This window comes from Nonomuraea sp. NPDC050404 (assembly GCF_040655495.1).
Classification (GTDB): domain Bacteria; phylum Actinomycetota; class Actinomycetes; order Streptosporangiales; family Streptosporangiaceae; genus Nonomuraea.
Map to the genome: position 1 here is coordinate 575289 of NZ_JBFAKB010000004.1, position 20376 is coordinate 595664.

The following is a 20376-nucleotide window of genomic DNA, read 5'->3' on the forward strand; positions in this document are numbered from 1 at the left end:
CCTGATGCGGCGGCGGCCTCTGAGGTGCGGCTTTGAGGTGCGGCTTCTACGGCGGCGGCCTCTGAGGTGCGGCTTTTGAGGTGGGTGGTCAGGTGGCGGCGCAGCGGTGGGTGGCCTCGACGAGGTGCCTGACCCGGGCGTCGCCGCCTTCGATCAGCTCGGTCATGCGATTGGGCACGTACGCGAACCCCACCTCGTGGTCGGGATCGGCGTAGGCGAAGACCCCCGTGACCCCGGCATGGCCGAAGGCGGTGGGGGAGCAGGAGCCGGGCCACATGGGGCCGCCGGGAAGCATGAAGCCGCGGCCGTAGCTGGTGTGGCAGCGCAACACCAGGTCCATGCCGCTGGCCTCGACGGTCCTGGCCCGGTCGGCCGTCTCCGGACGCAGCAGCCGCACACCGTCCACCTCGCCGATGAGCGCGGCGTACATCCTGGCGAGCCCGGCGGCGTTGCCGGCCCCGCCGAAGGAGGGCATCTCGGCCTGGGGGATGCAGGCGGCGGCCAGCAGGTCCCCCTTCATGGCGATGCTGCCGAAGGTCGAGCGGTGGAACAACGAGCCGGGGTCGCAGATGGCCCGGTTGAGCCCGGTCAGCTCGGGATCGTCCCGTCCCTTGAGCAACTGCTCCACGGTGGGCGGTACGAGGTCGGCCACCTTCCTGTCGCTGTCGGCCGGCAGGCCGATGTGCAGGTCGACACCCAGCGGGGCGGCGATCTCCGTGGCGAAGAAGCGCTGGACGGACTGGCCCGTGACCCGCCGTACGACCTCGCCGACCAGCCACCCCATGGTCAGGCAGTGGTATCCGTGCGCCTGCCCCGGCATCCACGCGGGCCTGGCGGCGGCCAGCGCGCGGCTGACGGCGCCGTTCTGCCCGATGTCGCCCATGGTCAGCGGCGGATCGACGGTCACCACGCCGGACCGGTGCCCCAGCACCCACCGCAGCGGGATCTTCGCCTTCCCCGAGACCGCGAACTCCGGCCAGTAGTCGGCGATCGGCGCGTCCAGGTTGAGCCGGCCCTGGTCGACCAGCACCATCGCCGCCGTGGCGACCAGCCCCTTGGTGGCCGAGGCCAGGAGCGCGATCGTGTCCCGCCGCCATCCCGTCGTACGGCTCGCGCGCCCGCCCCACAACTCGACCACCGGCCGTCCGCGCTGGTAGACGGCCAGCGAGGCGCCCAGCTCGCGGCCCTGCTCGAAGTTGCGCGCGAACGCCTCGCGCACCGCGTTGTAGCGGGGTTCGCACACCCCGTGGATCTCGTACACGGCCCCCCTCTCGCGGCCCTCCGCGCGTTGCCTGAGCGGGTTACGAGGGGGGAGGTCATGGGCCGCTGACGTGTTACCGGGATGATTACCCAAATGGGCCGTTAAGAAACAGAGTGTGACGAAACGGTGCACCGGCCCCGCGCAGGTGGTCGCCGAAACGGTGCCGGTGCGCCTGGCCTTCAGATGCCCGGGTGCGGCGGCTCAAACATGCGCGTCCGGTCTCAGGGGCTCCAGGGCAGGGCGCTGCCGAACCGTACGAGCTGGCCGTAGTGGGATGGGTCGATCGGGCCCAGGGCCAGGTCGAGGAGGGAGACGGCGGCCTGGGCCGGGGTGGCGGCGTCGGAGACGTCCCACCACAGGGCCGAGGTCGGCGTGTTGATCATGCCGGGGCGGGCGGCTGGGTGGGATCCAAGGGTGACACGGTCGCCGATGAGGCCGGCCGTGTCACCGATGGGCCCGGCCCAGAAGAGGAATGCGAATTTCTTGAGGAATATGCGGTCGGTACGTCAAGAAATAATTTCCTCCGAATGCCTTGACGGCCGCCGGCCTTTCCGGGGCACGATGGGCGAGAAGGAAGAACCGAATGAGCGGGAGGATTTTCATGCTCAAACAAGCATGCGCCGCCGCCGCTCTGGTGGCCAGCACTCTCGTCCCATCCACGACTGCACAGGTCCAGGCCGATGCCGGCACCGCCGCGAGTACACGCACGTCGCTCGCCGACTGCATGCGCACCTCGAACGCCCCGAAATGCAAATGGATGACGAGTGAAAGCGGCAAGAAATGCCTCTACTGCAAGAAGAAGGGCAGTGGCTGGCAGCGCCAATACTGCGAGAAGAAGACTTCCGGGCCGACCACGAAGGAATGCGTGACGACAATCGACCCGCCCGGCTCGAAGCGCAAGTGCACGGTCTGCAAGGACCAGAACGGCAAGGTGCTCTCCACGGAGTGCCGCACCGAACCCTAGGGTCCGGCAGGCGTCCCTGACTCTCTCGGACGGAGCCCCGTGACACGAAGGGCTCAAGGGGAGGCGGTATGGACCGGCCGCGAGGTTTCTACCTCCGGGGCCCATGCCGCCTCTGCGCGTCGTCTTCGCCGGGCCGCGCTCGTCCCCTAGTACCTCGGTGACATGCCCTCGACCGCGTACGTGACCAGCGTGGTCAGCACGTCCCTGACCGACCCGCGATCGCGCACGTCGCACATCACGATCGGGATGTTCTCGTTCAGCCCGAGCGCCCGCCGCACCTTGGTCGGATCGTAGCGGCGGGCGCCGTCGAAGCAGTTCACGCCCACCACGAACGGGATCCTGCGCTGCTCGAAGTAGTCCACGGCGGGGAAGGAGTCCTGCAGGCGGCGCGTGTCGGCGAGCACGACGGCGCCCAGCGCGCCGAGCGCCAGCTCATCCCACATGAACCAGAACCGGTCCTGCCCCGGCGTGCCGAACAGGTACAGCCACAGCCCGTCGCGGATGGTGATGCGGCCGAAGTCCAGCGCGACGGTGGTGGTGACCTTGGACTCCACGCCCGAGGTGTCGTCCACCCCGATGCCCCGGTCGCTCAGCAACTCCTCGGTGTGCAGCGGCCGGATCTCGCTGATCGTGCCGACCATGGTCGTCTTGCCTACGCCGAAACCGCCCGCGATAAGGATCTTGATGGCAAGAGCCGGAGCGACCGTGGCCGTCCCGGGCTCAGAGGCTGCGTAGCCCATCCAGCACTTCCCTGTAGATGCGTTCATCCATCGTCTGCGCCACCGGGCGCGGGCGATCGATGCTGACCAGGCCGTCCCGCCGCAGGTCCCCCAGAATCACCCGGGTGATGTTCAGCGGCAGCCTGAGGTGCGCCGCGACGTCCGCGACCGGGGTCGGCCTGCGGCACAGCGACAGCACGGCGCGGTGCTCGGGGATCATGCCCGCGGGCCCGGACAGGCCGCCGACCGTCACGACGATGGCCACGAGGTCGAACGTCTCGCCCTGCGGGCGTGCCCTGCCCCCGGTCAGCCCGTACAGCCGGATCAGCGGCCCGGGATCCTCGCCTGTCATGGTCGTGCGCCGTTCCAGGCGGGTGCCGGTGCCGCTCCCCTCGGGTTGGAGGAGAGGTGCTCGCCGACCCTCTTGACCATCAACGCCATCTCGTACGTGACCATGCCCAGCTCGGCGTCGCCGGTCGCGAGCACGGCCAGCCGGGCACCCTGGCCCGCGGCGGTGACGAAGAGGAAGCCCTCCTCCATCTCAATGATCGTCTGCCGTACGCCGCCCAGCCCGAAGTGCCGCCCCGCCCCCATGGCGAGGCTGTGGCTCCCGGCGGAGATGGCGGACAGGTGCTCGGAGTCCTCCCTGGTCAGACCGCGGGAGCTGCCCATGGACAGCCCGTCGGCTGACAGCACGATCGCGTGCCGGATACCGGGTACCCGCTGGGTGAGGTCGTCGAGCAGCCAGCTCAGTTCGCTTCTGGGGTCAGACATCGGGTTGGTCGTCCTTTCCGTTCCACATGTCCTGCTCCTGCTCCGTCCGCCGGCGTCCTTCCTGCCAGCCGCGTTGCATGGACGACATGAGCTGTGCGAGCTCCTCGGGGGAGCGTTCCGAGCTCGCGCGCCGCTCGGGGCGCGAGTCGATGCGGAGCTGAGGAGCCAGGCTGGCCTGCGGAATCCGCATCGGCAGCCCGTCGAGATCCTCATCCGCCTCCTGCGGCGGGACCGTGACACTCCACCCGACCGGCGGCCCGCCGGTCGGCCCGCCGGGCGTGGACCTGGCGGGTGGTTCGGTGGGTGATCCGGCCGGTGGTTCGGCCCGTGGTTCGGCCCGTGGTTCGGTGGGTGAACCGGTAGGTGGTTCGGAGGGCGTGTCTCCGGTTGGTGGTCCGCCGGGCGTGGTGGGGCCGTTCGGGGGCGCGATCGCCGGGCCGGGGGCCGGCGGCTCGGTCCTGAGCGCCGGGTCAGGTTTCGGCCCCGAGCCGTTGCCGGACGCCGAGCCGCCGGAGAACGCCGAGGTGCTGGCGAACGGCGAGCCGTTGCCGGACGCCGAACTGCCCGAGAACGCCGAGTCACCGGCGAAAGGCGAGTCACCGGCGAAGGGCGAGCCGTTGTCGAACGGTGAGCTGCCCGAGAACGCCGAGGTGCCGGCGAACGGCGGGATGCGCTCGAACGGGGGCGTGAGGTCGGGAGCGGGCGGTGGTACGGGACCGGCGTCGAACCAGGGACTGGGCGCCGACTCGGCCGGGTGCGCCTGGTTCGCCGTGCCGGCGTCGTGGGCGTGGTCCATGGTGTGCGTGTTCTCGTACGAGGGCTCGTAGGAGATGCCGAACGGCGCCTCGGACGAGGAGCCGCGTGCGGCGGCGGCAGTGGTGACGGCGGATGGGCCGGCGGTGAGGGCCAGGGGCTGGGCGTCGGCGAGCAGGGAGGCGGGCAGCAGCACGATCGCGGTCGTCCCGTCGTACGGCGACCGCCGCAGCATGATCTTGATCCCGTGCCGGGTCGCGAGCCGCGCCACCACGAACAGCCCGAGCCGGTCGCTGTCGGCCAGGTCGAACTCCGGTATGTCGGCCAGCCGCGCGTTCAGCCCGGCCAGGTTGGCGTCGTTCAGCCCAAGACCCCGGTCCTCGACCTCCAGCGCCAGGCCGTTGGCCGCCGTCACGCCGCGGATGTTGACGGTCGTGTTGGGCGGGGAGAAGACGGTCGCGTTCTCCACCAACTCGGCGACCAGATGGATGACGTCGGTGACCGCGGCCCCGACCAGCAGCGGCGCGTTCGGCATCGGCGCGACCGTCACGCGGGTGTAGTCCTCGACCTCCAGCACCGCCGCGCGTACCACGTCGAACAGCGGCACCGGGTCGCGCCAGCGGCGGGCGGGCGACGAGCCGGACAGGATGATCAGGTTCTCCGCGTGCCGCCGCATGCGGGTGGTCAGGTGGTCGAGCTTGAACAGGTCCTCCAGGAGCTCCGGCTCCTCCACCCGGCGTTCCATGACGTCCAGCAGCGAGAGCTGGCGGTGCAGCAGCGCCTGGTTGCGCCGGGCCAGGTTGTTGAAGACCTGGCCGACGCCCTTGCGCAGGACCGCCTGGCCGACCGCCGCCTCGACCGCGGTGCGGCGTACGGCGGACAACGCGTTCGCCACCCGGTCCACCTCGGCGGTGTCGGCGCGTTCCAGATCGGGCGCCTCGGTGGCGGGATCCACGTCCTCGCCGCGGCGCAGCCGTTCGACCAGATGGGGCAGTCGCTGCTCGGCCAGCTCGACGGCCGAGCCCTGCAGCCGCCTCAGCTCATCGACCAGCGAGCGGCCGAACCGGTAGGACAACCACAACGACCCCACCACGGCACCCAGCCCGAGCAGCAGGACCAGCCCGATCCGCCAGTACGCCCCGGTCACCTGCGCCTGGCCGGCCGCCGCGGCGCGGGCCAGGTCGGTCTGCGTGTCGCGGTTGATCTGGGCCAGCACGGTCTCGGCGTCGCCGCGCCACTCGGCGGCCGACACCGGCGGCGGCCCGCCCGTGTCGTAGGAGAAGAGCTCGTCCTCGACCGCCACCACCCGCCGGTAGGCGTCGCTGGCCACGAGCCGGTCATAGTTCGCGCGCAACTCGGGCCCAGCGTCCCGTTCGGCGTTGGCCATCGAGAGCCTGCGGGCGGTCATGGCGGCGACGAACGCGGCGCGGTCGGTGGGCGTCATGCTGCGGTGCACGATCGTCGTGGTGAGGATGGCGTGCTCGCGCCACAGGTACTCCGCCGAGGTGCTGAAGGCGGTCATGCCGCGCACCGTCTGGTAGGAGGAGACGTCGCTCAACGCGTCGCGGTCGGTGAACTGCTGGTTGGCCACGGCGATCAGGTTGTTGTACGCCTCGATGATCGTCAGCGCCGGCGCCAGCACGCCTCCGTCGGCGGAGGCCCGCAACGACTGCAGCCCGTCCAGGGCCTGCACCATCGTCTGCACCTGGGTGGGCGTCTGCCCGCCCGCCGCGTCGCCGTCCAGCGAGGCGATGATCTCGCGCAGCCGCCTGACGTGGTTGTCGGTGACCCGCCGCTGCTCGGTCAGCGGCTTGTACGCGGCCGTGCTGCCCGGAGCCTCGGCGGAGAGCTGACGCTCCCTCTGTAACTCCACGATCAGTTGCAGCACCGGCGACCCGATGGACTCCCACCGGTCCCGGATCTGCGAGACCGTGGCGATCTCGTCCGCGCTGGAGTAGGCGATGAACCCCCAGAGGGCCACCATGGAGACCAGCGGGAGCAGGAGGATCCTGAGCAGCTTGGTGCGAATAGGCGGCGGCGAGCTCATCCTTCACGTCCTATTCCGCGCGTGGAGTTGTGCGCCGGGCAGTCGTGACTTCTGTTGCCGCCCCCCGAGGCTGCCCGCCACGACTCGGTGCGCCTGTGGAACGTCCACTATGCCGATGGGGCAGAAGCACTTCAAGGTACAGATGCGAAGAATCATCGCGAATGGTGGGTTGACTCTTTGTCAACATGCGGTTCGTGATCGTAACGGCGGCACTTCTGGACGCTGAGTGACCGCCTGGGGCTCCTACTCTTCAGGGGCGCAGCAACTGCACCACTTGAAGGACGAGAACGATCAGCACCGCCACGACCAGCACCAGCCACTGCGGGTCGAGCCAGTTCGACCTGGCCACCCTGGGTGAGGCGTCGGGGTCCAGGAGGTCGCGCAGAATCGGGTTGATCCTGCCGTCCGGCAACAGCCGCTCCAGGTCGGCGATCAGGACCGGCAGCCGGGAACGCACCTCGGACGGCTGGCGCGTGGCCGCCCAGACGCGGACGTCCTGGAGGATGGCCATGGCCTCCTTGTCGGAGGTCGCCACGGCCAGGTCCGCACGGAACTCCTCGAAGACGTCACGCATGGCGTAGGACCGCGCTTCCTGTCGGTTGTCCGGCACGGGTACGGCTCCGTCCTGAGGATCCGGCGTCTGATCTGGGCGGGCTTGTGCGGGTTTCTCGGTGGCCTGCCGCGCCGCCCCCGGGCGCGCCTGCGCTGCCTGAGCCCGCGCTGCCTGAGCCTGTGGCGCCTGCGCTGCTTGGGCTTGTGGCGCCCGGGCTTCCTCGGCCGCCGGCGACGCCTCTTCCGGTGCCACGACCTGTGGTTTTGACGCCTGGGCGGGTGGTTTCTGTGCGCGGGCCTGTGGTGCGGGTATCGGCGGGGGCGGTGGTGGCGGGGCCGGTCGGGAGCGGGCCGGCGGCCGGGGCGCCCAGGTCTCCTCCGAAGACGCCGCGTCCCCCCGGGCCTCCTCGCTCCGAGTGGGCCGGGCCACCAGCGTCGTGGCGTCGTGCGCCACCGCGTCCAGCCGCCCGATCCGCTCCTCCACCGGCGTGTCGTCGCTCACCCGCAGCCGCTTGACCAACTCCACCAGCCGCCCCCGCGCGTACGCGTCCACGATGGTCCCCGCGATCCGGGCGTACCTGTCGTCCTGGTCCGGCGCGCGCAGATCCACCCGAGCCCGGTAGGCCCCCTGAGACGAGGGCCCCGGCCACTGCTTCAGGAAGATGACCTCGGCCCCCTGCCGGAGGTCGTCGCTCTCGTAGGTGGAGAACGTCTCGGGACAGTGCCCCAGCACCAGGTCCAGGATGTCCACCAGGCCCCAGAGCTGCACGACGGGATCCCCGTGCGAGGCCACCGACAGCGCGGTCAGCGGCCGGCGCAGGCACTCGGAGACGATCGGTGCGAGCGCCGCTGCGCCGGCCCTGGCCTCCCGGTCCAGCGCCCTGCTCGCCTCGCGGTAGGGCTGCAGCAACTCGGCCAGGTCCAGCGGCTCGTCCTCGGCCGGCAACCGCGCCGCCCAGCCGGGGGCCAGCGCGAGCGCCTGCCGCACGTTCGGCATCGCCGAGGGCATGGACGTGGAGCCGCCCACGTACGCCTGGACCCGGATCGTGCGCCTGCTGTCCGCCCCGCCCGTCCGCGTACGCGCGAGCACCACCACCCGCCCCTCCACCCGCAGCCGGCACACGCTGACCCCGGCGGCGGGGCCGGGATCGAGCCAGGGCCCGAGCTGGTGGTACCAGCTCGCGGTGCTGTCCAGGGAGGAGCGCACGGGTCCGAGGCCGGTCCGCTTCTCGTCCCACTCGAACTGAATCCAGTCGATGCTGGAGTAACGCCCCATCACATCCCCACCTCCGGGTGGCCCCGCAGGACGCCGGTCATGGCGAAGAGCGAGATCAGGGGTTCCAGGACCCGCCGTGGCCGCACGCCCCTGCGGAAGTGCCCCTCCGTGGCGGCGGCGCCGGTGGCCGAGACGAAGTGCAGCGTGCACTTGCGGCACTTGTCGTACGGGCTCAGCCACGCGTGCGCGCCCCGGCGGTGCAGGAAGGCGTAGACGTCCCGGCTCTCCGCCAGCACGGCCTTCGGGTCCAGCCCGTCGGGCTCGGCGTACAGCCAGGTGTCGACCGGCGCCTGGAAACGCACCGCGTCGCTCTTGGTGACGGCGATGGCGGCCGGGATGTCCAGCCGCCCGCCGGTCTTGGGCAGCCGGTCGAGCACGGCCCTGAAGGACTCGTCGCCCATCCTGGAGGTCCTGGTCGCGCCGTCGATCACGAAGAGCAGCCCGCCGATGGCCGGCACGAACCTGGTCGCCTCGTGCGTGGCGCTGCGCAGCAGTTCGCCGGCGATGTCGAAGAAGGCCACCGCGGTGGTGTGCCGGCCGTCGTTGACGAGCAGCGCGTCCACCGGCTCGGCCGTGGCCCGGTGCGTGGTGCGGGACAGCGCCACCCGTTCGACCAGCAGCGGATGCACGTAGGAGTTGACGTACTCGGCGTGCCGCTCGATGTCCACGGCGTCCGTGGTCAGCCCGTACGGCCGCAGCCCGCCCTGCTCGATGGCCCCGATCATGGCGGCCAGCAGGTGGGTCTTGCCCGTCTCGGGCCCGCCGACCAGCCCGATCACCAGCGGGCGGCCGTGCCGGACGTAGGGATAGGGCAGGTGGTGCTCCAGGCCGGGGTCGGCCACCGGGGCGGGGCAGCGTACGTGAGCGGCCCGCAGCAGGTCCTCCCGGCGCGGCCCGCTCACCTGGTCCAGGGAGAGCGGCAGGTACTGGCCCGCGGGGGTGCGTTCGAAGAGCTCCTCGTCGCTCCACTCGAACTCGTGCAGGCAGATGGGGCACAGGATCACCGGGTCACCACCCAGAGCAGGACGAGCAGGACGAGCAGGACGGCCAGCGGCAACCAGCGGGCCCACCACGGCAGCCGGCCGCCCTCCTCCTCGATCACCGGCTGGGCCCGCGTGACGTTCTCCGTCGCGGCGACCGGCTCCTGTTTGGCCTCACGGGCCCGGTCGAAGGCGGCGCGGCCCTCCTCCAGCCCGAGGTCCTGCTCCACGGACAGGGACCGCATCGGGTCGGGCGCCCGCAGCCGGGCCAGCATCTCCTGAGCCGACGGCGGCGAGCCGGAGAAGACGTCGTTGATGGGCTGCAGCGCCGGCGTGGCGGACAGGTCGGGCAGGTCGGCGATCTCGCGGCCGGTGACCGTACGGTAGATGACCATGCCGGCGCTCCAGAGGTCGTCGGAGGTGGCGGCCAGGCCGGTGCCCTGGCGCTGCGCCGGGCAGGCGTAGGGGGCCTCGCCCATCCGCAGACGGCGGTTGCCGATCAGCGTGGCGTGGCTGAGGTCGGTGAGCTGCACCGCGGAGCCGTCCCAGCGCACGGTGGCGGGTTCGATGCGCCGGTGCACGATGCCGCAGGCCGACAGGATGCGTACGGCACGCAGCAGGCTCACCTGCATCGCCCGCTGGTCGGTGATCAGCAACGCCCCGGAGTAGCGGCTGACCGGCTCGCCCCGGTAGTCCGACAGCAGGACGAACGGCTCCTCCACGTCGAGGCTGTAGCCGATCAGCCGGGGCAGCTCGGCCGGGTAGGCGCGGCCCAGCAGGGTCAGCAGCCTGGCGCCCATCCTGGCCTCGGTCTCCAGCAGGTCGTAGAGGTATTCGCGCTCGCGCCCCTCCGAACGCGGCACCCGGCGCTGCACCAGCTTGATGCCCGTGGCCAGGTGGGTGACCCGGCGCTCGAACGGGTCCTGCCACGGCTCGGCCTCCACCTCCCAGCCGACCGGGTCGCCGTCGGGGGAGTTGAAGTCCAGCGGCTCAGGCTCCATCACCACTCCAGTTCTCCTCCACCGTCCCCGGGCGCAGCGGCACCAGGCGCAAGGTGCCGGCGTACTGGCCCGACCGCGTCCACACGACGCCGGGCGGGTTGCCCTGGCCGCGTACGGCCCTGGGCGCGAACCGCACCGCGTGCGCGCGCCGCAGCAGCAACGACAGGTCGCGGTCGCCGCACAGTTGCAACATCTGCCCGCCTGGCGCGGCCCGCAGGGCCCGCACGACCTGCTGCGACTGCCGCCACACCGCGTCCACGAGCTCCTGGCGGCCGGTGTCGCCGGTGCCGAACTCGGGCCGTTCCTGCACGCCCCGGTGCGCCAGGTGGTAGCGGTACTGCCGCAGCGTCTCCTCCACCCGGCGCTCAAGGCCGAGCTGGGCGTCGCGGTAGTCGCCGTGTTCGAGCGAGGTCCAGCCGGGCTCCAGCCAGCCGGCCACCGCGTCCACGACGTCGCCGGCGATGACCTCGCGCAGCTGGCCGCCGCGGTCGCGCAGGCGCACGGTGACCTCCTCGTCCAGCGCGGCGCTCGCGGCGGCCTGGCCCGCCTCGGCCTTGCTCCAGTCGGTCAGCGTGGCCGCGACCTGCGCGCAGATCTCGCTCAGCGACGCCGCCAGCGTGCGGGCCGCGTCGGAGGTGTGCACGCGCGCCTCGCCGAGCATCCACTCGCTGGCCGCGACCCGTTCCAGCAGCGAGCGCAGCCCGTCCAGCGCGGTCCTGGCCGGGCCGAGCGAGAGCTGCTCGCGCCACCACGCCCGCGAGCGCCGCCAGTACACGAACCGGTCGATCAGGCGGGCGGGGAACTCCGGCGGCGCGTGCAGCGCGTTGAGCAGCTCGTCCGGGCAGATGCGCGGGCAGTCGCCGGCGAAGGCCGCGCTGCCGATGGGCGCGCTCTGGTCGGCCAGCAGCCGCAGCCGCGCGACCAGCCGCGTCAGGCTCCTGCGCTCGGCCAGGGCGCCCTCCACGTCGGCGCGCAACTCGGCGACGATCTCGGCGTGCCCCATGCCCGCCGGGGTGGCGAACTTGACGCCGTGCGCGGTCAGCACCTCGCCGACGTCCTCGTCGGTGTGGTCGACGTCCGTGAGCAGCCGGGTGACGGCGTCGCGGAACTCGGCCAGCGCCCGGCCGGCGGCGATCACCTCGTCGAGGATCGCGTGGCGGGCGGGTGCGGGGGTGAAGTAACGCAGGTCGTCCAGGGCGCGGACCGCTCGGTCCACCTGCTCGTGGGCCCGGCGGTAGAGCCGGTCCACGCGGCCTTCCGGGATGAACGCGTCGAGCAGGTCGGCGGGCAGGTCCGCGCTGCCGCTGAGCACCGGCAGCGCGGTGGCCAGCGGCGCGGCGAAGGCGCCCGTGTCCTGCTGGACGGGCCCGCCGAAGCGCCCGGCCACGTCGGAGAAGGCCTGGGAGAGCACCTCGGGGGCGATCCGGCCCGCCACGATGCGCCAGCCGGGCGAGGCGGTGCCGTACGGGATGTCGCCCAGGCCGTTGACCACCTCGTCGAAGACCTCGGGCTGGGTGAGCAGGTCGATCAGGATGGCCTCCGAGCTGACCTCGGGCCCGTGCGCGGCCTCGCCGGTGTCGGCGTTCCACAGGATGCCGCGCGGATCGCCCACCCACAACACCCGGCGGCTCTCCCCGTCCAGCGCCGGGGGCAGCCGCAGATCGGGTCCCAGCGCCACCACGAGCACCGACCTGACCAGGCGCGAGCTGAACACCTCCTGGAGCACCCGCTGCCCGCCGGCCAGCCGCCCGGTGTCGGTCACCACCAGCACCTGGCCGGCCAGCCTGGGCGGCTCCTCGCCCTTGCGCAGGTCGAAGACGACGACTGGGTTCATTCGGCGGCCAGCGCGTCCAGGTCGCGCAGGTTGTAGGCGACGGCCTCGGCGACCCGTTCAAAGGGCAGCTCCAGCGCGGCGGGCAGGGTGTGCGCCCAGAACGCCACGAGCTGGTCGGCCCGGTTGCGCGCGCCCGCGGGCAGCTTCGGCACCATGATCTCCAGCAGGCCGAGCTGGTCCGCGGCCATGCCGGTGACCTGGTGGTAGAGCGGGTCGGGGCGGCTGAGCGTGCCCGCCAGGCCCTTCGGCGTGGCGTCCATGAGCTGCTCGCTGACCAGGCTGCGGAACTCCTCGTCGCCGCCGATCACCCACTGCTCGTAGGCGCGCAACATGCTGGGCCAGGAGGCGGCTCTGCCGTACCCGGTCAGGGGGAGGGTCATCGAGCCGCCCTCGACGTCGATCCTGATCCGGGTCGGCGACTCCGGTTTGCCCTCGACCACGCTGACCTGCCCGTTCCACAACAGGCAGAGCAGGCGGTGCAGGATGCGCACCCGGTGCTCCTCCGTGGTGGCCAGGTAGCCGAAGTCGTAGCCGAGCCGCTGCCGCCACTTCAGGTGGTCCTGCGGGCGCTCGTCGTGCAGCGCCTCCGCCCAGCTCGCCAGCACCTCGCGCAGCTCGCGGACCTGGGTGACGCTCATCGAGGTACGCAGTTGCACGACCGTCACCGAGTCGGCGTCGATGTTGCGGAAGTCGGGTGTGCCGGGCAGGTCGATCCGCTCCTTCAGGAACCGCTCCAGGTCCGGGTCCTTGGCCGGCGCCGGATAGGAGACCAGCACCTTCAGGTCGCCCGTGCCGTCGGGGGTGAAGCCGCCCGGCACCAGGTCGGCCAGCTTGAGCTGGAACTGCCGCACGTGCGGGTCGTCACCCGCGCCCGATGCGGCCTGGGCCAGGATGTCTGCCAGCGAGGGCAGCAGCGGCTGCTCGCCCAGCGCGGCGGCCTCGTCGCGGTCCTTGAACAGCTTCTTGACCTCCAGCTTGAGCCGCTCGCGCACCCAGTTGAGCGCCTCGGCCGGCTTGCCGCCGCGCCAGGCCAGGTCGTGCGCGTGCCGCCAGCCCTCGGGGCCGAGCAGCGCGTTGACCACGCCGGCCTCGCCGTCGGTCGGGCGCAGCAGTTGCCGGGCGACGAAGACGTCCACGAAGCGGCGTACGACCGCGTCGTAGAACGACTCCGCGCCGGCCGGCGGCAGCAGGTGGTAGACGCCCACGCGGGTCTCGTACAGCTCGCCCGCGCGGCGCGCGAAACGCTCGGGGTCGGACTCGGCGTGCTCGGCGAAGACCTGCGTGAACTCGCGTACCTCCCTGATGAGCTGCTTGCGGCGCGGCTCCCAGCGCGGCATCTGGTCGGCCCACGCCTTGTGCCACAGCGCCTGGCTGCGCCACAGGTACCACGCCTCCTGATCGCTCAGCGAGGCCTGCACGGCGGGGTCGGACCACTGCACCTTGCGCAGCAGCCGGTCGCGCATCGGGCGCGGTTGCGGGGGAGCCTCGGTCATGTTCTCGTACGGCTTGCGCGGCTGGGCCCTGCGGTGGTCCAGCAGCCCGGCGAAGCCGAGCCGGTCGGCCTCGTGCACGTCGCCCGGCAGGCCGACCACCACGCGCCGCAGCCGGAACGGGTCCACGTGCGCGAGCCCCTCGAACACGCCGCGCCGCACGTCCATCTCCTGGGCCATGGCCGGCACGCCGCGGCTGAGCTGCCGCTCCAGCGAGGCCAGGTTGTCCTCCATCGCGCGCATCCGGTTGGCCAGCGACTTCTGGATCTCCGCCGCGCCGGTGGCGGTGCGCGCCTCCGGCAGCGGCAGCGGCTCGCGGGAGTTGAGCGGTTCGAGGTTGGCCTGCGTGAACATGCGCCGGATCTCATCCACGTTGCTCTCGGCGGCGCCCGGCGGCACGGCTTCGAGCTGCGTGACCGCGCGGGCCAGCAGCCGCGAGCTGACCAGGTCGGCCAGCTCCTCCACGGGCACGGTCATGGAGGAGACGAACGCCGTCGAGACGCCCCGGTTGCCGATCCCCGAGGCCGCCGCCACCTCACGCTCGACCGCCCGGTTGATGAAGTCGTCGGCGAAGGAGGACTCGCCGCGGTCCTCCATGCCGCCCGAGAGCTCGCCCCCCGTGCTCGGCTTGGTGCCGGCCAGCGAGACGATCAGCGAGGCGATCGAGCGGTGCAGGTCGTCGCGCTCGACGCCGGGCGGCATGGTGAACAGGAACGCGGTCTGCACGGTGCCGGTGGCCAGGCGTACCTCGCCCCTGGTGGGGTAACGCACGCCCAGTTCGCCCACGATGCCCTGCTCGTCCACCTGCGTGCCCGCGTGCGGCGCGTTCTGGTCGTCCACCAGCCGGAACAGGTCCAGCAGGCTCGCGCCGGCGTTCAGCCGGGCGCGCCGGCCGCCGCCCTTGCCCTCGGCGAAGGCCGACGGCATGACGACCAGCGGGTAGATGCGCGCCCTGATGTGGTTGCGGGCGAAGGCGTCGCCGATCAGGTGCAGGTAGTCGTAGAAGATGCCGCTGCCGGTGCCGCCCGCCACCGAGAAGGCCACGAAGACGTCGCAGCTGCGCCGCAGCCGGCCGCCCAGCGCGGCCAGTTCGCTGCCCGAGTTGCTGATCGCGCCGATGGCGCTCTCGACGCCCTGCACCACCGGCCCCGTGCCGTGCCGCATGCGCTCGAACAGCGCCGCCCTGGCCACCGTGGGCAACTGCCCCGCGCCCCGCATCAGCGGCGCGACCAGCGGCTCCTGCTCGCGCGGCGGCAGCCAGTCCTTGACGTGATCGCCCAGCGTGGCCCGCAGGCTCCGGGCCACCTCCGGGTAGGAGTCGAACTTCGGCACCACGTCATGGACGAGATGCGCGGTACGGCCCGCCGCCGGCAGCTCCTTCTCCGTCGGCACCACCCGGCGGCGGGTGCGGTTCAGCTCGGCGTCGTTGAGGTCGACATAGACGAACTGCAGGCAGGAGGGCAGCTCGTAGGGCTGGTAGTTCTGCCAGCTGAAGTTCCTGATCAGGTCCATCCCGTCCGGACCGCACAGCTCGTCACGCAGCCAGCGCTCCAGCTCCACCCCGACCCGGCAGCCGGTGCCGCCGAGGCCCACGAACATCATCGGATCGAAGATCCTCATTCATCCCTCACAACAGGTCGTCGCCCGGCATCGGTCTGTGGCTCCTGCTCTGCTGGTACGGCTCCCGCGCCCCGTACGCGGGCTGCTCCGTCCCACTCCCGCCCCTGGCCCGGCCGTCGTCCACGCCGAGGAACAGGCCGTTGGGCAGGGCGATCGGCTGACCGGGGAACAGCGGGTCCAGCTCCCGCCCCGACGGGTCGCGCACCAGGACGGCCCGGCCCTGGCCGCGGCGTACCAGGTAGCCGGTGCCGTACGTGCGCACCAGCAGGCCGCCGCCGGAGATGTCGAAGGTGAACTCCGGCCCTTCGCCGAGCGGCGCCTGGAGCCGGCTGACGTACGGCTCGCCCGGCCGTTCGTACAGGTGCAGCGTCAGCTCGCTCGGGTCGGCCGCCCGGCGTCGCGCCCGCCGCTTGGCCAGCAGGAACGGCAGCGCCACCGCCACCACCGCGAGCAGGATCAGCAGCGCCTGCAACGCCCGCTGCCACAGCGGCGTCGGCAGCTGGACCGTCACGTCCACGAACTCCTCGGCCACCACCTGCCCGGCCGGGTCGAGCACCTGCACCAGGCCGCCCACCGGGCCCTCGGCCGCGTCGGAGCCGACGCGCAGCCTGAAGGCGTGCTCGGAGGCTCCGGCGGGCGCCTGGAAGCCCTGGGCCGACAGGCTCACGGTGCCGGGCGCCTCGACGAGCCGCAGCGCGAGCCGCGCGGGCTCGGCGTCGTTGGTGACCGAGGCGGCGCCGGAGATCTCGCCGCCCGGCTCGACGGTGGCCGAGTCGAGCCGTACCTTGGCGCGCAACCGGTCGGCGGGCCCGGCGATGCGGGTGGCGTAGGGGCGCTCGTCGCCGGCCACGCCCGGCCCGGTCACCCTGCCCAGGAAGGACAGCGCGCCGGTGGCCGTGGCGGGGATGACGACCTGGCCCGAGTACTCGCCGTCACCGGCGGCCCGGTCGGGCCCCGCGCCCGAGTCGGCGAGGTCGACCGGGGCCTCCTGGAAGCCGTCCCCGGACATCCGCGCGGTGAAGCTCAGGCCCTCCAGGGCGGCGGGATCACTGATCACGCCCGTCCTGGTCTGCAGGCGCAGCCGCACGGTCACCTGCTCGCCGGGCCGTGGCCTGGGGTTGCTCAGGGAGATCGAGGAGCGCAGCGCGCCCTGCCAGACGACGGTGGCGCTGACGTCCTGGCGTGAGACGCCCGGCTGCGAGGTCAGCTGGATGCGCCACTCCCCGGGGAGCGGGTTGCGGATGCGCAGCGACTCCACGGGACCGGCCTCGCCCGCGGCCTGGAACGTGGACTCGTTCTGCTCGCCCTGCTTGGGCACCTGCCTGCCCTCGGGGTCGAAGTAGGCGACCTGGATGCGCCGGTCGCGCTTGACCACCACGATCGAGCCGTCGGTCGCGATGATGGGGATGTTGACCTTGAGATTGACGGTCTCGCCCGTGGCGAGTGAGTCGGTGACCGATTCCCCGATGCCGGCGCACCTGGCGTAGGCGAAGGCCTCCAGCAGGGAGCGCTCCACGTCGGCGGAGGTGGCGACCACGCGGGCGCGCGGGGTGGCCGACTCCTGGCCGCCGCACGGCTCCCGCCAGCCGCCCGCGGCGAAGGCGTCGAGCCCCGCCTTGTCGGCCGAGCCGAAGCCCAGCGGCCAGATCTGCACCCGGCCCCGCTCGGCCTCGCCGAGGCTGTCGTCGATCTGCTTCCTGGCGTTGTCGTTCCTGGCCTGGGCGTCCGCGCCGTACTGCGGGCTGTTGCGCACGTCGAGCACGCCGTCGGTCAGCAGGAACACGATCTTCGCCCGCTGCTGGTCGTCGGGCCCGTTCATGATCTCCAGCGCCTGCTGGAGTGCGGCGGCGTGGTCGGTGTCGTTGCCGTCCCCGGCCTCGCGGCGGCGCAGTTTGTCCACGCACCGGCTCAGCGACTCGCGGTCCTGCGCCGTCTGCACCCCGGTCAGCGGGCACACGAGGTCCACGGCCGACTGGCCGGGACCGTTGGAGCTGCCGAACCCCACCACGGCCACCTGCGACTGCGGCGAGAGCTCGCTGAGCGCGATGAGCTGGGCGGCGGCCCGCTCACGGGAGACGTCCTGCCCCGACAGACTGCCCGACTCGTCGACCAGGATGACGACGCGGACGGGCTTGACGTCCGAGGGCGGGGCGGCTTGCGCGGCCGTCGGCTGGAACACCACGGCAGCGGTCGTGATCAGCGCTAAAAGGGACCTGAAGGATGAAGTGACGCGCACATTTCCTCGCAGTTGCCGTTTTCTTATCCGCTGAACGGAGAGAGGCTCCGAGAAGTTTCAGCCGCAGTTTCGGTCACAACGCCTTGTCAGATAAGGCCTGTCCATAAGTAAACGCTTCTGCCCCGCATACAGGGATTTTAAGTCGTGAACACGGGAAACGGCGGTGGGGGTCCCGACAGAAAGGGGGCCGCCGCCGTTTCCGGCGGGGCCCCGTTTCCGCTGCGGGTCAGAAGTCGGTGGCGTCGAGCCGGCCGTAGATGATCATGAGGACGGCCACGAGCGAGGTCCACCCCGTCTGGTGGGTCGCACCCAGCCCCGCGCCGTTGTCGCCGTGGAAGTACTCGCTGAACTGGATCAGGTCCCGCCAGTGCGGGTCCTCCTGGAACATCCGCTGCCCGCCGTAGACGGGCCGCCGGTCGTCGTCGCCGCGCAGGAAGATGCGGATGAGCCGGTTCGAGATCTCCTTGCTCACCTCGAACAACGTCATCCGGTTTCCCGAACCCGTCGGGCATTCCACGGTGAAGTCGTCGCCGTAGAAGGCGTACATCTGCAGGAGCGCGCGGACGATCAGGATGTTGGTCGGGAACCAGACCGGTCCCCGCCAGTTGGAGTTGCCGCCGAACATGCGGTTGTCGGATTCGGCGGGCAGGTACGGCACCCGGAATTCGCGGCCCTCCACCCAGAACGTGTACGGGTGGTCGTGGTGGTAGCGCGAGAGCGAGCGGATCCCGTACGGGCTGAGGAACTCGTTCTCGTCGAGCATGCGCGAAAGCACCCGCCGCAGCTTGCGCTCGTCCAGCAGCGACACCATGCGCCGGCCCGCCACGCCCGTCCGCTCGGCGGTCGACATGCCCTCGGCGAGGTCGGGATGCCGGGCCGCGAACGCCCTGATCCGGTTGAGCAGCCGGGCCTCGTCCTCGTCGGCGCGCGGCGTGAAGACGGTGGTCGCGCAGAGCGGCAGCAGCCCGACCAGGGAGCGCACCTTCAGCCGGACGGCGTCGCCGTTCGGCAGCCGCAGCACGTCGTAGAAGAACCCGTCACCCTCGTCCCACATCTCCTCCTTGACGTCCCCGACCCGGTCGGTGGAGGCGGAGATGCGCAGGAAGTGCTGGGCGAAACGGACGGCGAGATCCTCGTACGCGGGCGCCCGATCCGACAGCTCGGCGGCCATCTGCAACATCGTCTGCGTGTAGAAGGCCATCCACGCCGTGCCGTCGGCCTGGTCCAGCGTGCCGCCGGTGGGCAGCGCGGAGCTGCGGTCGAAGACGCCGATGTTGTCCAGGCCGAGGAAACCGCCCTGGAACACGTTGCGCCCCTCGGGGTCCTTGCGGTTGACCCACCAGGTGAAGTTGACCAGCAGCTTCTGGAACACCCGCTCCACGAAGTCGAGGTCGCTCTGCCCGTCGAGCCGCCGGTCCAGGCTGTTGATGAAGCGGGCGGCCCACGCGTGCACGGGCGGGTTGACGTCGCCGAAGTTCCACTCGTACGCGGGCACCTGGCCGCCGGCGTGCAGGTAGCGGTCGTTCAGCAGCACCTCGACCTGGTGCTTGGCCAGGTCCAGGTCCACCATGGCCAGCGCGACCGCGTGGAAGGCCAGGTCCCAGGCCGCGAACCACGGGTACTCCCACTTGTCCGGCATCACCAGGATGTCGTCGGCGTCCAGGTCGTACCAGGCGTGGTTGCGCTGGTCAGGGCGGGTCCACGGGTCCGCGCCGTGCTCGGCCAGCCAGGTCTCCACGTCGAAGTAGTAGTACTGCTTGCTCCACAGCAGGCCGGACATCGCCTGCCGGAGCACGAGCGCCTCGTCGGCCCCCATGCCCTCGGGCGTGAGCACCGCGTAGAAGGCGTCCGACTCGGCGCGCCGTTGCCTGAGCACCTCGTCGAAGGAGGGCCCGAGCGGCTCCTGGACCTGACCGGTGGTCAGCCGCACCCGTACGGTCGCCTCCCCGCCGGCCGGCACGCTCAGCGTGTGCCGCGCGGCGGCCTTGGTCCCGGTCCTGTCCGGGTTCACCGCGCCGGCCTCACCGCGTACGACGTGGCGGTCGATGCCGTCCTTGACGTAGGGGGAGGCGTTCGTGCCGCCGAACACCCGCTGGTTGTTGGTCTCGTTCTCGGTGAACAGCAGCGGCGCGTCCGCCGCGCAGTACATCCGGTACGACCCCAGCTCCCGGTGATCGGCCTGCACCGTCCCCGGACCCGTCGCCCGCATGACCGGCTTGTCCGCCCCGTGACTCCACGACCAGGTGTTGCGGAACCACAACGTCGGCAGGACGTGCAGCGTCGCCCGCTCCGGGCCCCGGTTGGCCACGGTGATGAGCATGAGCAGGTCCTCGGGGCCGGCCTTGGCGTACTCCACGAACACGTCGAAGTAGCGGTTGCCCTCGAAGACGCCCGTGTCGAGCAGTTCGTACTCGTAGGCGCGCCCGTCCCTGTTCCCGTTCGTGGTGACCAGGTCGTTGTAGGGGAAGGGGGCCTGCGGGTACTTGTACAGGAAGCGCATGTAGGAGTGCGTGGGCGTGCTGTCGAGGTAGAAGTAGTAGTCCTTGGCGTCCTCCCCGTGGTTGCCCTCGTTGTTGGTGAGCCCGAACGGCCGTTCCTTCAAGATCGGGTCGGTGCCGTTCCACAGCGCCATCGACAGGCACAGGCGCTGCTTGTCGTCGCTGACGCCGCCGAGGCCGTCCTCACCCCAGCGGTAGGCCCGGGAGCGGGCGTGGTCGTGGGGGAAGTAGTCCCACGCCGCGCCGCCGGAGCTGTAGTCCTCGCGGACCGTGCCCCACTGTCGTTCGCTCAGGTACGGCCCCCACCGGCGCCAGGGCGCGTCCGGAGCGGCCGACTGCGCTAGTCGTTCTCGTTCGGCATCCATGGGGGC

At 71.7% G+C, this 20376-nt stretch carries 14 protein-coding genes; 1 reads left to right on the forward strand and 13 read right to left on the reverse strand.

The features are described 5' to 3' along the window. Nucleotides 1-88 precede the first annotated feature (88 nt). Together AB0I81_RS14070 and AB0I81_RS14075 are read right to left on the reverse strand one after the other, a co-directional pair. Nucleotides 89-1261, reverse strand: a complete 1173-nt coding sequence (locus AB0I81_RS14070; protein ID WP_360655379.1) for a serine hydrolase domain-containing protein — start codon at nucleotides 1259-1261, stop codon at nucleotides 89-91. 221 nt (nucleotides 1262-1482) lie between these two features. Beyond that, nucleotides 1483-1644 carry a hypothetical protein gene (locus tag AB0I81_RS14075; RefSeq protein WP_360655382.1) on the reverse strand — a complete coding sequence of 54 codons (162 nt, stop codon included), beginning with the start codon at nucleotides 1642-1644 and terminating at the stop codon, nucleotides 1483-1485. Nucleotides 1645-1844: 200 nt separating this feature from the next. On the opposite strand from AB0I81_RS14075, the gene AB0I81_RS14080 reads away from it, so the two are divergent. Next, the gene (locus tag AB0I81_RS14080) at nucleotides 1845-2225 is read left to right on the forward strand and encodes a hypothetical protein (protein ID WP_360655384.1); all 381 of its coding nucleotides are present in this window, start codon (nucleotides 1845-1847) and stop codon (nucleotides 2223-2225) included. 146 nt (nucleotides 2226-2371) lie between these two features. Here AB0I81_RS14080 and AB0I81_RS14085 read toward each other — a convergent pair whose 3' ends face one another. The 11 genes from AB0I81_RS14085 to AB0I81_RS14135 form a co-directional block, all read right to left on the reverse strand. Next, on the reverse strand, nucleotides 2372-2965 hold the full coding sequence (locus AB0I81_RS14085) for an ATP/GTP-binding protein (protein WP_360655387.1): 594 nt from the start codon (nucleotides 2963-2965) through the stop codon (nucleotides 2372-2374). Further along, nucleotides 2946-3296 carry a DUF742 domain-containing protein gene (locus tag AB0I81_RS14090; protein WP_360655390.1) on the reverse strand — a complete coding sequence of 117 codons (351 nt, stop codon included), beginning with the start codon at nucleotides 3294-3296 and terminating at the stop codon, nucleotides 2946-2948. The genes AB0I81_RS14085 and AB0I81_RS14090 overlap by 20 nt, the downstream gene beginning before the upstream one ends. Beyond that, entirely contained in the window at nucleotides 3293-3718 is a 426-nt protein-coding gene (locus AB0I81_RS14095) for a roadblock/LC7 domain-containing protein (RefSeq protein WP_360655393.1), read from the reverse strand. The genes AB0I81_RS14090 and AB0I81_RS14095 overlap by 4 nt, the downstream gene beginning before the upstream one ends. Continuing rightward, complete coding sequence (locus AB0I81_RS14100; RefSeq protein WP_360655396.1) at nucleotides 3711-6518, reverse strand: nitrate- and nitrite sensing domain-containing protein; 2808 nt, start codon at nucleotides 6516-6518, stop codon at nucleotides 3711-3713. Before AB0I81_RS14100 ends, AB0I81_RS14095 begins: the two co-directional genes overlap by 8 nt. A 250-nt stretch (nucleotides 6519-6768) precedes the next feature. Next, the gene (locus tag AB0I81_RS14105; RefSeq protein WP_360655399.1) at nucleotides 6769-8346 is read right to left on the reverse strand and encodes a hypothetical protein; all 1578 of its coding nucleotides are present in this window, start codon (nucleotides 8344-8346) and stop codon (nucleotides 6769-6771) included. Then, nucleotides 8346-9350 carry a hypothetical protein gene (locus tag AB0I81_RS14110; protein ID WP_360655402.1) on the reverse strand — a complete coding sequence of 335 codons (1005 nt, stop codon included), beginning with the start codon at nucleotides 9348-9350 and terminating at the stop codon, nucleotides 8346-8348. The genes AB0I81_RS14105 and AB0I81_RS14110 overlap by 1 nt, the downstream gene beginning before the upstream one ends. Beyond that, nucleotides 9347-10330, reverse strand: coding sequence for a hypothetical protein (locus AB0I81_RS14115; RefSeq protein WP_360655405.1), 984 nt, complete (start codon nucleotides 10328-10330; stop codon nucleotides 9347-9349). The genes AB0I81_RS14110 and AB0I81_RS14115 overlap by 4 nt, the downstream gene beginning before the upstream one ends. After that, on the reverse strand, nucleotides 10317-12161 hold the full coding sequence (locus AB0I81_RS14120) for a hypothetical protein (RefSeq protein WP_360655408.1): 1845 nt from the start codon (nucleotides 12159-12161) through the stop codon (nucleotides 10317-10319). Before AB0I81_RS14120 ends, AB0I81_RS14115 begins: the two co-directional genes overlap by 14 nt. After that, nucleotides 12158-15271 carry a tubulin-like doman-containing protein gene (locus AB0I81_RS14125; RefSeq protein WP_360655411.1) on the reverse strand — a complete coding sequence of 1038 codons (3114 nt, stop codon included), beginning with the start codon at nucleotides 15269-15271 and terminating at the stop codon, nucleotides 12158-12160. Before AB0I81_RS14125 ends, AB0I81_RS14120 begins: the two co-directional genes overlap by 4 nt. A gap of 7 nt (nucleotides 15272-15278) precedes the next feature. Continuing rightward, nucleotides 15279-17453, reverse strand: coding sequence for a vWA domain-containing protein (locus AB0I81_RS14130; RefSeq protein WP_360655414.1), 2175 nt, complete (start codon nucleotides 17451-17453; stop codon nucleotides 15279-15281). A gap of 280 nt (nucleotides 17454-17733) precedes the next feature. Further along, nucleotides 17734-20370, reverse strand: a complete 2637-nt coding sequence (locus AB0I81_RS14135) for a hypothetical protein (protein ID WP_360655417.1) — start codon at nucleotides 20368-20370, stop codon at nucleotides 17734-17736. Between the last annotated feature and the right edge of the window lie 6 nt (nucleotides 20371-20376).

Bases quoted from the DNA above. Each gene is read 5' to 3' on its own strand.
- AB0I81_RS14075 (WP_360655382.1), bottom strand. From the start codon at position 1,644: ATGATCAACACGCCGACCTCGGCCCTGTGGTGGGACGTCTCCGACGCC.
- AB0I81_RS14080 (WP_360655384.1), top strand. From the start codon at position 1,845: ATGAGCGGGAGGATTTTCATGCTCAAACAAGCATGCGCCGCCGCCGCT.
- AB0I81_RS14085 (WP_360655387.1), bottom strand. From the start codon at position 2,965: ATGGGCTACGCAGCCTCTGAGCCCGGGACGGCCACGGTCGCTCCGGCT.
- AB0I81_RS14090 (WP_360655390.1), bottom strand. From the start codon at position 3,296: ATGACAGGCGAGGATCCCGGGCCGCTGATCCGGCTGTACGGGCTGACC.
- AB0I81_RS14095 (WP_360655393.1), bottom strand. From the start codon at position 3,718: ATGTCTGACCCCAGAAGCGAACTGAGCTGGCTGCTCGACGACCTCACC.
- AB0I81_RS14100 (WP_360655396.1), bottom strand. From the start codon at position 6,518: ATGAGCTCGCCGCCGCCTATTCGCACCAAGCTGCTCAGGATCCTCCTG.
- AB0I81_RS14105 (WP_360655399.1), bottom strand. From the start codon at position 8,346: ATGGGGCGTTACTCCAGCATCGACTGGATTCAGTTCGAGTGGGACGAG.
- AB0I81_RS14120 (WP_360655408.1), bottom strand. From the start codon at position 12,161: ATGAACCCAGTCGTCGTCTTCGACCTGCGCAAGGGCGAGGAGCCGCCC.
- AB0I81_RS14125 (WP_360655411.1), bottom strand. From the start codon at position 15,271: ATGAGGATCTTCGATCCGATGATGTTCGTGGGCCTCGGCGGCACCGGC.
- AB0I81_RS14135 (WP_360655417.1), bottom strand. From the start codon at position 20,370: ATGGATGCCGAACGAGAACGACTAGCGCAGTCGGCCGCTCCGGACGCG.